The organism is Kerstersia sp. (assembly GCF_052103615.1).
In the GTDB taxonomy this organism is placed as follows: Bacteria; Pseudomonadota; Gammaproteobacteria; order Burkholderiales; family Burkholderiaceae_B; genus Kerstersia.
On the sequence record NZ_JBQEKA010000026.1, the window covers coordinates 1 to 15,034 of the forward strand.

General features: G+C 63.5%; 14 protein-coding genes. 5 read left to right on the top strand and 9 right to left on the bottom strand.

The window, feature by feature from the left end:
• Positions 1-64 precede the first annotated feature (64 nt).
• From ACTJGZ_RS07890 to ACTJGZ_RS07905, 4 genes are all read right to left on the bottom strand, one after another.
• Positions 65-1,255, bottom strand: a complete 1,191-nt coding sequence (locus ACTJGZ_RS07890) for a class I SAM-dependent methyltransferase (RefSeq protein WP_441662388.1) — start codon at positions 1,253-1,255, stop codon at positions 65-67.
• Between the two features lie 197 nt (positions 1,256-1,452).
• Positions 1,453-3,138 carry a DEAD/DEAH box helicase gene (locus tag ACTJGZ_RS07895; protein ID WP_441662389.1) on the bottom strand — a complete coding sequence of 562 codons (1,686 nt, stop codon included), beginning with the start codon at positions 3,136-3,138 and terminating at the stop codon, positions 1,453-1,455.
• Between the two features lie 445 nt (positions 3,139-3,583).
• Positions 3,584-4,378, bottom strand: coding sequence for a uracil-DNA glycosylase (locus ACTJGZ_RS07900; RefSeq protein WP_441662390.1), 795 nt, complete (start codon positions 4,376-4,378; stop codon positions 3,584-3,586).
• 123 nt (positions 4,379-4,501) lie between these two features.
• Entirely contained in the window at positions 4,502-4,867 is a 366-nt protein-coding gene (locus ACTJGZ_RS07905; RefSeq protein WP_441662391.1) for a DUF883 family protein, read from the bottom strand.
• A gap of 231 nt (positions 4,868-5,098) precedes the next feature.
• On the opposite strand from ACTJGZ_RS07905, the gene ACTJGZ_RS07910 reads away from it, so the two are divergent.
• From ACTJGZ_RS07910 to thpD, 5 genes are all read left to right on the top strand, one after another.
• Positions 5,099-5,647: a MarR family winged helix-turn-helix transcriptional regulator gene (locus ACTJGZ_RS07910; RefSeq protein ID WP_441662392.1), complete on the top strand. Its 549-nt coding sequence runs from the start codon at positions 5,099-5,101 to the stop codon at positions 5,645-5,647.
• Complete coding sequence (gene ectA, locus ACTJGZ_RS07915) at positions 5,644-6,189, top strand: diaminobutyrate acetyltransferase (RefSeq protein ID WP_441662393.1); 546 nt, start codon at positions 5,644-5,646, stop codon at positions 6,187-6,189. The genes ACTJGZ_RS07910 and ectA overlap by 4 nt, the downstream gene beginning before the upstream one ends.
• Positions 6,190-6,362: 173 nt before the next feature.
• Entirely contained in the window at positions 6,363-7,667 is a 1,305-nt protein-coding gene (ectB, locus tag ACTJGZ_RS07920; protein WP_441662417.1) for a diaminobutyrate--2-oxoglutarate transaminase, read from the top strand.
• Positions 7,667-8,059, top strand: a complete 393-nt coding sequence (locus ACTJGZ_RS07925) for an ectoine synthase (RefSeq protein ID WP_441662394.1) — start codon at positions 7,667-7,669, stop codon at positions 8,057-8,059. The genes ectB and ACTJGZ_RS07925 overlap by 1 nt, the downstream gene beginning before the upstream one ends.
• 242 nt (positions 8,060-8,301) lie before the next feature.
• Entirely contained in the window at positions 8,302-9,237 is a 936-nt protein-coding gene (gene thpD, locus ACTJGZ_RS07930; protein ID WP_441662395.1) for an ectoine hydroxylase, read from the top strand.
• A gap of 2 nt (positions 9,238-9,239) precedes the next feature.
• Here the strand turns inward: thpD and ACTJGZ_RS07935 are convergent, their stop codons facing one another.
• The 5 genes from ACTJGZ_RS07935 to ACTJGZ_RS07955 form a co-directional block, all read right to left on the bottom strand.
• Complete coding sequence (locus tag ACTJGZ_RS07935; RefSeq protein WP_441662396.1) at positions 9,240-9,701, bottom strand: HIT family protein; 462 nt, start codon at positions 9,699-9,701, stop codon at positions 9,240-9,242.
• A gap of 17 nt (positions 9,702-9,718) precedes the next feature.
• The gene (pap, locus tag ACTJGZ_RS07940; RefSeq protein ID WP_441662397.1) at positions 9,719-11,281 is read right to left on the bottom strand and encodes a polyphosphate:AMP phosphotransferase; all 1,563 of its coding nucleotides are present in this window, start codon (positions 11,279-11,281) and stop codon (positions 9,719-9,721) included.
• Between the two features lie 109 nt (positions 11,282-11,390).
• Positions 11,391-12,539 carry a YgeY family selenium metabolism-linked hydrolase gene (locus ACTJGZ_RS07945; RefSeq protein ID WP_441662398.1) on the bottom strand — a complete coding sequence of 383 codons (1,149 nt, stop codon included), beginning with the start codon at positions 12,537-12,539 and terminating at the stop codon, positions 11,391-11,393.
• Positions 12,540-12,610: 71 nt separating this feature from the next.
• A complete protein-coding gene (locus ACTJGZ_RS07950; protein ID WP_441662399.1) occupies positions 12,611-13,942 on the bottom strand; it encodes an MFS transporter in 1,332 nt (443 codons plus the stop codon).
• A gap of 146 nt (positions 13,943-14,088) precedes the next feature.
• Positions 14,089-15,033: an N-carbamoyl-D-amino-acid hydrolase gene (locus ACTJGZ_RS07955; RefSeq protein ID WP_441662400.1), complete on the bottom strand. Its 945-nt coding sequence runs from the start codon at positions 15,031-15,033 to the stop codon at positions 14,089-14,091.
• Position 15,034: the final 1 nt, after the last annotated feature.

Genomic DNA, 15,034 nt, shown 5'->3' on the forward strand with positions numbered 1-15,034 from the left:
CGCAGCAGGGCAGAATAGATCACGCTCAGGCTGGGGGCTTATACCCAGCCGGACTAGCGCACGCTCATAGCATGTCGCGGCGGTCGCCCCGCAGAAAGCCCAGCAAGGGCGCTTCAACATGACGGCCTATGGCCAGCACTTTGAACAGTTCGCCCATTTCAGCTTCCGAAAGCAGTTTCTGGATGGGCGCGACCTGGCGCGCATAGGCCAGGGCATCGCTGCTATCGACGGTAGAGAGCCACTCCAGCAGGCCGGCATTGGCCAGGAAGCGGGCTTGAGAGGTATAGCCCAGAACGTCCAGGCCGCCTTCCAGCGCCGCATCGGCCATGGCGGTGAAGTCAACGTGCGCGGTGATATCCTGCGCGCCGGGCACCAGCAAGGGATCGCCGTGCGCATGATGGCGCAAGTGGCACATCAGGGTGCCTTCCGCGCGTTGCGGATGATAGTACTCGTGGCGCGGAAAACCGTAGTCGATCAGCAGCGCGGCGCCGCGCTGCAGCCAGCGGCCCATATCGCGTACCCAGGCTTCCGCCTGCAAATTGATTTCCGATACATAGCCGGGCAGTGGCGGCATGCGCCCGCACAGCAGCGCGCCAAGCGCGGCATCGGCAGGCAGATCCTGCCAGACGAAGCGGCCGGCCTGATTCAGGCTGACATGGCGCTCAAGCAGCGCGCCGTCGTCTTGCCAGCGGAAGAGCTTGACCGGCATGGCATCCAGCACTTCATTGGCAATGACGCAGCCTTGCCAGCTTGCCGGCAGGGTATCGCGCCATTCCACTCTGCTGCCGAAACGGGCCAGGCGGGCCTGCTGCCGGGCGCGCAAGTCGGCGGACAACTCCAGGATTTCATAGCGGACCGGCAGCCCGAGCGCATCCAGGCTATCAAGCAGGCCTTCGGCCAGGGCACCGCTGCCGGCGCCAAACTCCAGGACGCCCAGTGTGTCCGTCTGCACCAGGATCTCGGCCGCCTGGCGTGCCAGCGTCGCGGCAAAAGCGGGGGTGAGTTCGGGGGCGGTGATGAAATCACTGCCGGGTTGCGGTGCGGCGCTGGCGCCAGGGTCGGCCGCCAGCTTGACCTGTGTGCCGCTGTAATAGCCCAGACTGGGCGTGTAGAGCGCCATGGCCATCCAGGTGTCGAATGGCAGCGCGCCGCCAGCCTGCTGGATGGCGCGGGCGAGCTGCGCGTGCAGTTGCTGGCTGACGGCCAGCGTGGCAGGGTCCAGGCGTTGAATCAGGGCGTCCAGGGAGGTGGGCATGGCAGGTCGGTACGGAAACAGGCAGGAAAATGGCAGCTATTGTCCCATGCTATGCGCTTGGGTGCAGAAAGCGGCAGGCGAAAAAAACGGGAGGCTGTCACGTGGACAGCTTCCCGTTTTTGATATCGCCGGGTGCCTGTCTGGCACCCGGTCAGCCGCGAGGCTGCATCCGCAGGCGGGCAGCAGCCAGCGCAGGCTTAGCGGCGGAAGTCGCCGCGCGAAGCGAAGTCACGGCGTTTGCCGCCGGGGCCTTGCGGACGGCTGGTGCTAGCGGTTTTGACGTAAGGCTTGCCAGCGTGGCCTTCCTCGCCTTCACGGCGGGCGCGCGGCGCGCGGTCGCTGAATTCCGGACGGGCAGGCCGTTCGCTGCGGTCAAAGCCAGGGCGGTCGCTGCGTTCCGGGCGGCTGAAACGTTCCGGACGGGCCGGACGATCGCCACGGTCAGCGAATTCGGGGCGAGCCGGACGGTCACCGCGATCGAAGCCGGGACGGTCGCCGCGTTCGGGGCGGTTAAAGCGTGCCGGGCGGTCGCCGCGGTCAGCAAACTCGGGACGCGCCGGACGTGCGCCCTGGTCGAAGCCTTGGCGCTCGCCACGATCGGCGCCTTCGCCACCTTCATAGGAGCGGCTGGGCGACTTGCCGTACTTGCCTTGGCTGAACGAGGGGCGGGAATCGCCAGGACGGCGGCCCGGGCGGCTGCCCGGACGGCCCTTGGCGCCGGGGCCGCCGGCGGGACGGGCGCGGCGTTGCGGTTCCAGACCGGCGATTTCGCCGATATCCAGCGTTTGGCCGATGTAATGCTCAATGCGGCGGATCTTGTGGCGTTCGCTGTGCGTGGCCAGCGTGAAGGCCTGGCCGTCGCGGCCGGCACGGCCAGTGCGGCCGATGCGGTGCACATAGTCTTCGGCTTGCATGGGCAGGTCGAAGTTGAAGGCGTGGCTGATGCCTTGCACGTCGATACCGCGTGCGGCGACGTCCGTGGCAACGAGGATCTGCAACTGGCCGCGTTGCAGCATGGACAGGGTGCGCGTACGCTGACGCTGATTCATGTCACCGTGCAGAGCGGCAGCGCTGAAACCGTCATTGCTCAGCACATCGGCCAGGTCATCCGCGCCGCGCTTGGTCGCGGTGAAAATGATGGCTTGATCCAGCGCCGTATCACGCAGCATATGGTCCAGCAGGCGCAGCTTGTGGGCGGCGTCGTCGGCGTACAGCAGCGTTTGCGTGATGTTCTGGTGCTTGTCGCGGTGGCCGGAAATGTCGATACGCTTGGGTTCGCGCATCATGCGCTCGGCCAGACGGGCCACACTGCCATCCAGGGTCGCGGAGAACAGCAGGGTTTGGCGCGAGGCCGGGGTGGCGGCAATAATGGTTTCGATGTCTTCGATGAAGCCCATGTCCAGCATGCGGTCGGCTTCATCCAGCACCAGCGTGTGCACCGTGGACAGATCCACGCGGCGCGATTGCAGGTGGTCGATCAGGCGGCCGGGCGTTGCGACCAGCACGTCCACGCGGCGCGACAATGCGCGCAGCTGGGCACCATAGGGCATGCCGCCAACGGCAGTGGTGGTACGCAGGCCAGGGATATTCTTGCCATAGACTTGCGTGGCTTCGTTGACTTGCAGGGCCAGTTCGCGGGTCGGAGCCAGCACCAGGATCTGTACGCCGCGGCCTTGATTGGTGGGCTTGCCGACGACACGCTCCAGCGCGGGCAGCATGAAAGCAGCGGTCTTGCCGCTGCCGGTCTGGGCCGAGACCATCAGGTCACTGCCGGCGAGAGCTTGAGGGATGGCGGCAGCCTGGACAGACGTCGGCTCGGAGAACCCGGCTTCATGCAGGGCAGACAGCAGAACGGGGGACAGCCCCAGATTATCAAAATTCATAGGTAATATTTTTCCCAGGGACGCACGCAGGCATCCCGATAATGGGTACACGTCAGCAGGGGCGGAGATGCGCCTGTGGCGATACAGTTGAACGGAGCATCGTGCCGACCGGAACAACCGTAGCGCGAGGGTTCCTGGCGGAACCTGGCGTAGGAAAGAGGTCAGGGAGCGATGACGGCCATCATGGGCGAAGGTCTTGGACCGGACGACTGCTGGCGCATGAAGCGCGGAATGATGGCACGGACATTTGCAGTGCGGCGATTTTAGAGTTAACCCTAGGAAAAAGCCAGGGATTTCAATCAACTGTTGTTTTTTGCTGCGTGGCAGCGCCGCACGAAAACGCCTTGCCCGCCACGCCGGCTGCTTGCCGCAGCGGCAGGCAAGGCGGGAGCGGCAGCCGCTGCGGGGTTGAACCGCCGCGGCGCGTGCGGCAGCAGGCCGCCGCTTACTGCGTGAACAACCCGGCTTGTTGCGTGTTGTCTGTGCGCCAGCGAATGGGGGCTTGCGCACGGCTGGCCAGCCATTCGTTGACTTGCCGGAAATGGCCGCAGCCGAGGAAAGGCACCGGAGGGCGGCGGGCCGCCAGCGGTGAGGGGTGATTGGCGCGCAGCACCAGATGACCTTGCTCCGTTGGCAGCAGGGCCTGCTTGGCCTGGGCATGGCCGCCCCACAGCAGAAAAGCGGTAGGCTGAAGGCTGGCCGCCTGGCGGATCAGGGCATCGGTAATGGTTTCCCAGCCGCGTTTGGCGTGGGCTGCCGGCTGGCTGTCTTCAACCGTCAGCACGGTATTGAGGAGCAGAACCCCTTGTTTTGCCCAAGGCGTCAGGTCATTGCCCCAATGGGCGATGGCGGCCGTGGGCGGCAGTTCGGGCAGCGGCGCATGCAGGCCATCATCGCGTGCAACTTCCAGAAACATATTGCGCAGGCTGGGCGGCCGTTTCAGGGTGTTGGGAACGGAAAATGCCAGGCCCTGAGCCTGACCCTGGCCATGATAGGGGTCCTGTCCCAGGATGACAGCGCGTGTTTGCCGGCAGGGTGTCAGGGCCAGGGAGCGCCAGGGGGCAGGGGGGTAGATTACAGCGCCAGCCGCCAGCCTTTGGTCGAGATAGTTGGCGATGGCGTGGCGGGCCTGCGCCACGGCAGGCTGTTGCAGCACGGCGAGCCAATCAGGGTCCAGCCTTGCGGTCTCGGGGTGCCGGATTTGCTGGGTCAGGGTGGCGGTATCGGAAGGGGAAGCCATGCGTGAATTTGCCGTGAGGGAACAACGATGGCGGCAAGCATAGCAGGTGAGCGCCAGGCCGTTCAGGCCATGGCGCGCAGCGGGCAGCTACCGCCGGCAGCGCGGCGGCAACTGCGCCATGGGTCAGCGGCGGGTAATCAGCGCGCCCAGCAGGAAAGAGACGGCAGCAACGACACCCAGGGCTTGCCACGGCTTGGCCTGGATGCATTCCTCGGCGGAATCCACATAGCCGCGCACGGTCAGCGAAGCGCTGACAGCCTTGTCTTCCACGATGCCGCGGACTTTGTAGATTTGATCTTCCAGGCGGGCGCGCAGCTCGGCGGCGTCCGCATCCTTGTCCTGGAGGGCAGCTTCAAGGTTGCCCAGTGCTTCCAGCACGTCCTCGCGCAGCGAGTCCTGCACGTCCTGGCCAGCCCTTTTGCCGGCGCTCTTGACGTCTTCGTAACCTTGCTCAAGACCACGGCTGGTGCGATTCAGAATGCCCATCATCGTTCTCCTTGAAGATGCGTCCGGAGCCGGACGCTGTTAATCCATTATCGGTGGAAATCCGTATGACGTCATTATCGTTTTGTTGCGGGATGCAGCGTTAGGTGTAGCGCAGGCGGAGGGGAAGGCGAAGATGTTTCTGGTGGTTAGCCCCGGGTTGACCTAGATGCATGCTGTCCATATCATTCGTACTGAAATGAATTCTATTGAACTGATTTCATAGGGAATGATTCTGTGAGAAATGAAAGTGGCGTGCAGGATTACGAACTGCGCATCCTGCGTTCCCTGCGGCGTATTACCCGTGCGATTGCACTGCATTCCAGGCACCTGGAATCATGCAGCCACATCACGGCGCCGCAGCTGGTTTGCCTGCGCATCGTGATCGAAGCGGGACCGCTGACGGCAACGGCCATCAGCAAGGAAATGCATATCAGCCCCAGCACGGTAGTGGGGATACTGGACCGCCTGGAAGATAAGGCGCTGATCCGGCGTGAGCGGGGCAAGGAAGACCGGCGCATCGTGTTCATCACGGCTACGCCTGCAGGTGTCGAATTGGCCCGCCAGGCGCCCTTGCCCTTGCAGCAGGCCTTGTCTAGCGGCCTGGCCAGTCTGCCGGAAATCGAGCGAGCCACTATCACGCTGGCGCTGGAGCGCATCGTGGGCCTGATGGAACCGGAGTTGCCTGGCGCGCAGGCTGCGCAGGAAAGCGCGGCAGAACTGGCTTCGCCGCTGTTGGAAGTGCCGGACGGTGATATCGCGCCTGAATCGGGGCTGGCGGTATGAGCGCCGCCAGTTATCAGATCGCGCTGGGCGGGGCGCCACCCGAAGGGCAGGCCCATGTTCTGGATACGCCGGTTGCGGCCGACGGGGCAGCTATTCATGCATTGATCGCGGCCAGTCCGCCGCTGGATTTGAATTCCGTCTATGCCTATTTGCTGCTGTGCGAGCATTTCAGCGCCACCTCGGTGGTGGCGCGCCGGGGCGCGGAGATTGACGGCTTTGTTTCGGCCTACTTGCCGCCGGGACGGGAAGATACGATTTTCATTTGGCAAGTCGCCGTCCATGAGCGCGCCCGCGGCGCCGGACTGGCGCAACAGATGCTGAAGCATCTGCTGGCGCGCCCCGCCCTGAAATGGGTGCGCTATCTGGAAACCACCATAGGACCTGACAACCACGCTTCGCGCCGCACGTTTGCGGCGCTGGGCGAGGCTCTCGGTGCCCCATGCACGGAACGTCCCTTGTTTGACGTGACGCTGTTCGGGGGCGCCTCCCACGAGGACGAACGCTTGCTGCGATTCGGCCCGTTCCACTCTCCATCGTGTTGATCCGGCGCCCAGGCCGCCACGCTTTCGCGTGGTCTGGTCTGGCGCTGGGCAGTGCTGGCACCGCAGGTTTGCCGGCTGACGGTGGCGCCGCACGGGCAGGAGGCCCGGCGCTGCGCGGCGCCTGCGTCATAGGCGCGATGGAACTATTCATATGAAGCAAGGGAGGAAGCATGATGGACTTGAAAATATTTGACCGGATGGAGTCGGAGGTGCGGGGGTATATCCGTTCCTTTCCGGTGATATTCAGCCAGGCCAGAGGTTCGCTTCTGGTCGATGAGGAGGGCGGCGAATATGTGGATTTCTTCAGCGGCGCAGGGACGCTGAACTATGGACATAACAATCCCGTATTCAAGGAAAAGCTGCTGGAATATCTCGATGCCGACGGGGTCGTGCATGGGCTGGACATGGCAACCAGTGCGAAGAAGCATTTCCTTGAATCCGTGGAGCAGCTGTTGCTGGCGCCGCGCGGCTGGCGCTACACCCTGCAATTCACCGGGCCGACGGGCACCAATGCCGTGGAGGCCGCGTTGAAAATTGCCCGGCAGGTCACGGGGCGCAGCAATGTGGTGTCGTTCACGCATGGTTTCCATGGCGTCAGCGGCGGTTCGCTGGCTGCAACGGCCAATGAAAAATTCCGGGAAGCGGCTGGGGTGTCCCTGGGCAATACGGCATTCATGCCTTATGACGGTTATTTCGGGCATGACGTCGATACGATGGTCTATTTCGAACGCATGCTGGAAGATCCCTCCAGCGGCCTGGACAAACCGGCTGCGGTGATTGTGGAAACCGTGCAGGGCGAAGGCGGCGTCAATGTCGCGACAGTGCGCTGGCTCAAAGAACTGCAGCGCCTGTGCCGCCGCCATGAGGTCTTGCTGATCGTCGATGATATCCAGGTAGGCTGCGGCCGTACCGGCAAATTCTTCAGTTTTGAAGCCATGGGCCTGGAGCCCGACATCATCACGCTCTCCAAATCCCTCTCCGGTTTCGGCCTGCCCATGTCGCTGGTGCTGATGCGCCCTGAACTGGATGTCTGGAAACCGGGCGCGCACAGCGGCACCTTCCGTGGCAACAACCTGGCATTTGTGACGGCTGCGCAAGCGCTGGAGAGCTATTGGCGCGATGACGCCTTCAGCCGCGAGATCGCGCGCAAGGAGCGCAAGGTGCGCGACTGGCTGGAAAACCTGGTGCACAGCTATCCGGATGCGGGTCTGGCAGCGCGCGGGCGAGGTCTGATCCAGGGCCTGGTGAGCCAGGACGATCCCGCGCTGGCGGGTCGTATCGCCGCTCAGGCGTTCAAGCACGGGGTGGTGATAGAAACGTCAGGGGCGCATGACGAAGTGCTCAAGCTGCTGCCGGCTCTGACCATCGAGGATGAGCTGCTGGCGCGAGGGCTGGATGTCCTGGAACGCAGTGTGGCTGAGGTGCTGGCTGTGACGGGCCGCCGCGCCCGGATTCTGAAAATTGGAGGGGTGCGCTAATGCTGGTCAAACATGTGAATGATGTCATAGGAACGAGCGACGAAGTCCGTACCGATACCTGGATGAGCCGCCGCGTGCTGCTGAAGAAGGATGGCATGGGGTTTTCCTTCCATGAAACCACCATTTTTCCGGGCACGGAAACCCATATCCACTACCGCAATCACCTGGAAGCCGTCTGGTGCATAGAAGGCGACGGGGAAATTGAAACCATCGCCGATGGCCGCAAATATGCGCTGGGGCCGGGCGTGGTCTATGCGCTGGATCAGCATGATGAGCACTGGCTGCGCGGCGGCAAAGAGCCGCTGCGTGTGATCTGCGTCTTTAATCCACCCCTGACCGGCAAGGAAGTACACGACGCCGAGGGTGTTTATCCGCTGGAACAAGCTGGCTGATTCAGGCCCCAGGCCGCACGGTCTTGCGCCGTGCGGCAGCGCCCCGGCGCCGGACGCCCTGATCCGCGCCATGCGGCCTGGCCTGGATACACCCAGGCTCAGGCCCAGGGAACAGGCCGAGGCCGGCATTCGGGCAAGGGCCTAAATGTTGCATCAATACTGGTTACTGGCACGGGATGAGAGGCGGGCGCAGGCTTGGGCCTGCGCATGTCTTGCCCGGCAACAGGAAAGGAGGATTCGTCATGATTACCCCTACGCTGGACCCTTACGCATCGCGTACTGACCGCGATGCCGGCATCGTGCAGCGCGTTGAACCGCTGGTTTATGAAGACGGCGCTTACGCCAATGCCTTGCAGCCGGCGCAGCAGGCCGCTTATGCGCGCGACGGCTTTATTGTGCTGGAAGATTTATTGCCTGCTGGCGAAGTGGACTGCCTGATGGAAGAGGTGGACCGCATGACGCGCGACCCGCAGATCCGGCAGCGCGACGAGGCCATTACCGAGAAAGGCAGCCAGGCGGTGCGCTCGATATTCCGTGTGCATGAGCTAAGCCGTGTCATTCATGCCTTGGCCCACGATGAGCGCTTGTTGAATGTCGCCCGCCAATTGCTGGGTTCGGAAGTGTATATCCATCAGTCACGCGCCAATCTCAAGCCGGGATTCAAGGGCAAGGATTTTTACTGGCATTCAGATTTTGAAACCTGGCATGTCGAGGATGGCATGCCCGCCATGCGCGCTGTCAGCTGCTCCGTGCTGCTGACGGATAATTCGGCCGTGAATGGGCCGCTGATGTTGATGCCGGGCTCGCAGAAACAGTTTATTTCCTGCGTGGGCCGCACGCCGGATGCGCACTACAAATCTTCGCTCAAGCAGCAGGAATATGGCGTGCCGGATCCGGTCAGCCTGCAATTGCTGGCTGAGCAGGGCGGGGTGGTGCCTGTCATTGCCAAGGCTGGCTCGGTGGTATTCTTCGACTGCAATACCATGCATGGTTCCAGCAGCAATATCTCGCCCTGGCCGCGTGCCAACGTGTTCATGGTCTATAACAGCGTCGAAAACCGCCTCGGCCCGCCAAAGTATGGCCTGACGCCACGCCCGGAGCATATTGCGACCCGGACCAATGACGCCGTCATGGAGGCCTTGCCCGCTGGCGCCTTCATGCAAACGGGCAGGGAGTGACTTCAGCGGGATAGGGCTGTCAGCAGCGCCTGGCGGCAAGCGGCCAGTTTGCCGCGCCGGGCCGCTTCCTGCTGCGGGTCGGCAGCGCGCTGCGGCGCGGCCCAGATGGCGTCGGGAAAGTGGGGGTCATCGCGCCAGCGGGGGATGATGTGCCAGTGCAGGTGCGGCACCATATTGCCCAGCGCCGCCAGATTGACCTTGTCGGGCGCCAGGGTGTCCCGCAGGACGCGCTCGGCGCGCATGACCGTGTCCATCAGCTGCGCGCGCTCGGCCTCGGACAGGTCGCTCATCTCGGCGCGGTGCTGATTCCAGATGACGCGCAGATAGCCGGGGTAGCCGGGCATATCGACTTCTATCACGCGCAGGGCGTCATTGCGCCAGAGCAGGGTGCCGCCCGCCGATGAGCACAGCGGGCAGGGCGGGGAAGGGGGACAGGCGGGGCAGGCGGAAGCGGGGGCAGTCATGTCGTCAGCGTTGGGGGTCAATGTTTGAGCGCTTTTTCCAGCACGGAAACGATGTGCTGCAGCAGCGCTACGCGTGCCTGGCGTTTGTCGTTGGCAGGCAGCACGCACCAGGGGGCATGGTCGGTGTGCGTGAGTTGCAGCATATCCCTGGCGGCTTTTTCGTATTGCGGCCAGCGTTTGCGGTTGCGCCAGTCGTCGGGAGTGATCTTGTAGCGTTTGGCCGGATTGTGCTCGCGCTCATGGAAGCGGCGCAACTGCTCGTCACGGCTGACGGACAGCCAGACCTTGATGACGATGGTGCCGTGTTCGTGCAACTGCCGTTCGAAATCATTGATTTCCGCATAGGCCCGGTGGCGCGCGGATTCATTGATCAGTCCTTCGACACGCTCTACCAGAACACGGCCATACCAGGTGCGGTCGAAGACCGTGGTGCGGCCATGGCTGGGAATGTGCCGCCAGAAGCGCCAAAGATAGGGGTGGGCCAGCTCATCGTCGGTGGGGGCGCTGATGGGCACCACTTCGTAGCTGCGCGCGTCTAGCGCGCGGGTGACGCGGCGGATGGAGCCGCCCTTGCCCGAAGCATCCATGCCTTCCAGCGCGAGCACCAGGCTGCGTTTGCCGAAAGCCGCTTCGCGCACCAGGCGGCCCAGCCGCGCCTGCCATTTGAGCAGCGCCTTTTTGTATTGCTTGCGCGACAGGCGCGGGGTATCGGTGGGCAGGTCCAGCGTGACGGGACGCTTGCAGGGAACGGATGAATCCACAGGCGGCGTGACGCGCTTGCGCGGCGGCGCCTGCAGCGCCTTGAGCACAATGCTGGCGGTTTCGATGGCGCGTACCCGTTCGTCCGCGCTGGGAATGACATGCCAGGGCGCATAGGGCGTCTGCGTCGCTTCAATGGCTGCCGCGCCAATATCGCGGATGGCCTTGAAGTTCTCGGCGACCTGCTTATCGGTTTCCGTGACTTGCCAGGCGGTCATTTTGTTGGCCAGCAGCTGCTGCGTGCGAGCGCTTTGCGCATCGCGCGACATATGAAACCAGAGCTTGATGATCTGCACGCCCTCGGCTGCCAGCAGCGCTTCGAAGGCACGGATTTCACGGATGCCGCGCAGCAGGTCGGCCGAGGTCATATCGCTGTGCGCGTACTGGCGCAAATGCGCTTCGTACCAGGAGCCGAAGACGATGCCGGTGCGGCCGCGCGCCGGCAGGGCGTTCCAGTAGCGCCACAGCGGAGGGCGCATGGCTTGTTCAGGGGTCGGCTCGCCAAAGGCAATGGTGCTGATATGGCGCGGATCCATCCATTCGTTGAGCTGGTTGATCGCGGCGCCCTTGCCTACGCCGTCCAGCCCGGTCACGACAATCAGCAGCGAACGCTTGTTTTCCTGCAGGCGGTCATATTGCGCCTGGATCAGGCTGGTGCGCAGCTTGGTTTCGCGTTCTTTGGCAAGCGCCTTGGGCAAGGCCGGATCGGCTTCAGCCACGGAAAACAGGTCGTCGGCGCCGCGCGTATAGGCGCGGGGAACGTTTTCCAGAAGTTCGGCCGCAGTCGGCAGGCTGTCGGTTTTCTGACTGTTATTGCCCATGGAGGCTCCCCGGGATCTGTCGAGTTTTCAGGCTACCAGACCCGGGGCCGTCGTGCCAGGGGCCGGAATCAACAGATCCCGGAATCGGGCATTTTCAGCGCAGGCCGCTTCAGGGCTGGCCGCACATCAGTCTGACCATCCTGGCATAAATGGCCGTGGCGCCGTGCAATTGCTCCAGCGCAATGGATTCGTCGATGATGTGCGCGTCTTCTTCATTGCCTGGGCCCAGCCCGATGGTGGGGATGCCGCGCCTGCCGGCAGACTCCGAGCCATTGGTGCAGAACGGCCAACTGCCCACCACCGGTTCACGGCCGCTTTGGCGGACGGCCTCCCGTGTCAGCTGCAACAGGGGCGAGTCGGCTTCGCAGCGCCAGGCGGGCAGCCAGCGCGGCGGGTTGGCATGGCAGCCGGTGAAGGTGGAAACCGTGTCCTCGCTGACTTGCAGCGTGAAGTCGCGCAAGCCGTGCTGGTGCAGGTGCGCACGGATTTGCGCCAGCACATCGTCCAGGCTTTCTCCGGCGATGGTGCGCCGGTCGAACCGTAGGGTTGCGCTCAGCGGAATCATGGAGATCGACGGGTAGGGATCGGAAATGATATCCGTGGGAACCAGCAAGGCCGGGCCGAGCACGGGGTCATGCGGCAGGGGCAGGCTTTCCAGCGCGGTCAGCGCGCGGGCGGCGGCATGCAGGGGGTTGACGCCCCGGTGCGGGTTGGCGGCATGGGCGGGTTTGCCATGAAAACGCAGCAGGATTTCCACGCGGCCTTTCTGGCCTGCGCGAATTTGCAGTTTGGAGGGTTCGCAAATGACGACGGCGGCGGGCTGGCAGGCATCCAGCACTGGCGCCAGCGCATGGCCTTCAATGACTTCCTCCAGCACGCTGGCCGAGACGGCCACGCGTTGCGTCAGCCCCTGGCGCGCGGCCTGGGCCACGCCGCAGATGGCGGCCGCGACGCCGCCTTTCATGTCCGTGCTGCCGCGGCCGTACAGGCGGCCTTCGTGGATTTCTGCCCCGAAAGGGTCAAAGCGCCACTCGCCGGTGACGGGCACGACATCCATGTGCCCATCGAAAAGCAGCGCAATGTCGGTGCCGGCCGGGCCGACGATGCCCAGCACCGAGCCATTGGCATCGGTGCGGACTTCATCGAAGCCGGCGGCGCGCATGGTTTCAGCCATGAGGCGGGCCATGTCCGCTTCATGGCCGGAAAGACTGGGAATTCTGACCATGGCCTGAGTCAGGGCTACGACGTCCATGTCCATTGATATATCCGATAAGGCTGGCGGCGCGGGCCAGGCGGCCCGCGTCAGAGGTTGAGGGAAACGGTAAGAGCTCAGCGGTTCACCAGTTCGCGCGGCACGCGGTAAACCAGAATGGCGCCCAGCACGGTGAAGCTGGCCAGGAAGTACATGCCGCCATCGGTGGAACCGGTCAGTTCCTTGATCCAGCCGATGGCATAGGGGCTCACAAAGGCGGCCAGGCCGGCAAAGGAATTGATGCCGGCAATGCCTGCGGCGGCGCTTTTACCGTCCAGAAAGGCGGTAGGCAGGCTCCAGAACAGGGGCGAGCACACCATGCAACCGGCAGCGGCGACGGATAGCATGGCGACGGCCAGCATCGGGTTATGGCTGAACAGGGTACTGAGCGCCAGCCCGGTGCCGCCGACCAGGAAGGGCACGATCATGTGCCAGCGGCGCTCGCGGCTGCGGTCGGAATGGCGGCAGACGAGAACCATGGAGATCACCGCGCAGATATTGGGCACGGCGGTGAGCAGGCCCACGTCCAGCAGGGAGCTGACGCCGGTGGAGCGGATCACGGAAGGAATCCAGAAGGCCAGGCCGGAAAGACTGGAGACGGTGCAGTAGCAGATCAGCGCCATGTGAACGACACGGCGGTCGCGGAACAGGCGCAGCAGCGAGACATGTTCGGTTTTTGCGTTGCGTTCCGCTCCCAGGTTGGCGTTCAGGCGCGCTTTTTCTTCGGGGCGCAGCCAGCCTGCGTCGTCGATGCGGTCGTCCAGGTACCAGAGGACGGCCAGGCCCAGCAGCAGCGAGGGAACGGCTTCGATGATGAACATCCACTGCCAGCCGGCCAGGCTGTGCGTTTCATGAAAGGCTTCCATGATCCAGCCTGACAGCGGGCCGCCCAGGATGCCGGCAAAGGGCACAGCCGTCATGAATACCGCCACAATCTGGCCGCGGCGGTGGGACGGGAACCAATAGGTCAGGTAAAGAATGATGCCAGGGTAAAAACCGGCTTCGGCAGCGCCCAGCAGGAAGCGCAGGATATAGAACTGGGTCGGGCTCTGGGTGAGCGCCATGGCGGCCGAGATCAGGCCCCAGAGAATCATGATGCGCGCCAGGGTTTTCTTGGCGCCGATCCGGTGCATCAGGACATTGCTGGGCACCTCGAACAGGAAATAACCGATGAAGAAGATCCCGGCGCCCAGGCCGTACACGGCTTCGCTGAATTGCAGGTCGTCGAGCATTTGCAGCTTGGCGAACCCCACGTTGACGCGGTCCAGAAAGGCGGCGATATAGCAGGCCATCAGGAATGGCAGCAGGCGCCAGGCAACCTTGCGATACAGCGCATTATCCTTGCCGGCGCCGCTATCCGTCGCGGCGGCAAGGCCAGGCGTTGCCACGCCTCCTAGTGATTGATCCATCTTGTCTCCTTTGGTATTGATGTTTTTCAGGCAAAACGTCCCCCTGCGTGCCGGAATGGCCGCATGCCTGGTTTGTTTTTCGGGGGAAGACTGGCCTGCCCGGACGGCCCTCCTCAAAGCCGGGCGGGCAGGCTGTCAGACCTTATTCAGGCGGGTAGCGCCTCCGGCTCGATGGCGCCGCGCCGTTCGGTGATGAGGCCATAGGCTTCAGGGCGGCGGTGGCGTTCGAAGTTGAAGGTGGTGGTCTTGTAGGAGCGGCACAGATCCAGGTCGCAACGGGCAATCGCCAGTTCATCGCCCTTGGTCGAGCAGGCCGCGACGATTTCGCCGGAGGGCGCAATGATGCAGCTGCCGCCTATCATTTCGCAGCCTTCCTCATTGCCTGCTTTGGCCACGCCCACAACCCAGGTGCCATTCTGGTAAGCGCCAGCCTGCATGACGAGCTGGTTATGGAACATGGACAAGTCATCGTGCTCGGGGGCGGGCGGATTGTGTACCGGGGTGTTGTAGCCCATCATGATCATCTCCACGCCTTGCAGGCCCATGACACGGTAGGTCTCGGACCAGCGCCGGTCGTTGCACAGCGCCATGCCCATGATGCCGTCGAAACCGCGCCAGACATCGAACGACGGGCCGGGTTCGAAATAGTATTTTTCCAGATGCTGAAAGGCGCGCCAGGGTTCATTCTTGGCGTGGCCGGGCAGGTGAACCTTGCGGTATTTGCCGATGATCTTGCCGCTCTGATCTACCAGGATAGAAGTGTTGTAGCGGTGCTTGACGCCATTTTCCATGGCCAGCTCGGCATAGCCGAGATAGAAGCCTATGCCCAGTTCGGCGGCTGTTTCGAACAGGATGCGGGTTTCCGGGCCGGGCATTTCAGCTTCGTAGTAGCCATCCATTTCCACCTGGTCTTCCACATACCAGCGCGGGAAAAAGGTGGTCAGCGCCAGTTCGGGAAAGACGACGAGCTGGCAGCCCATGGCGTGGGCGTTGCGCAGGTGTTCCAGCAGACGGGCCACGACGGCGCGGCGGCTATCGGTGCGGTGAATGGGGCCGAGCTGGGCGGCAGCGACATTGATGATGCGTGACATG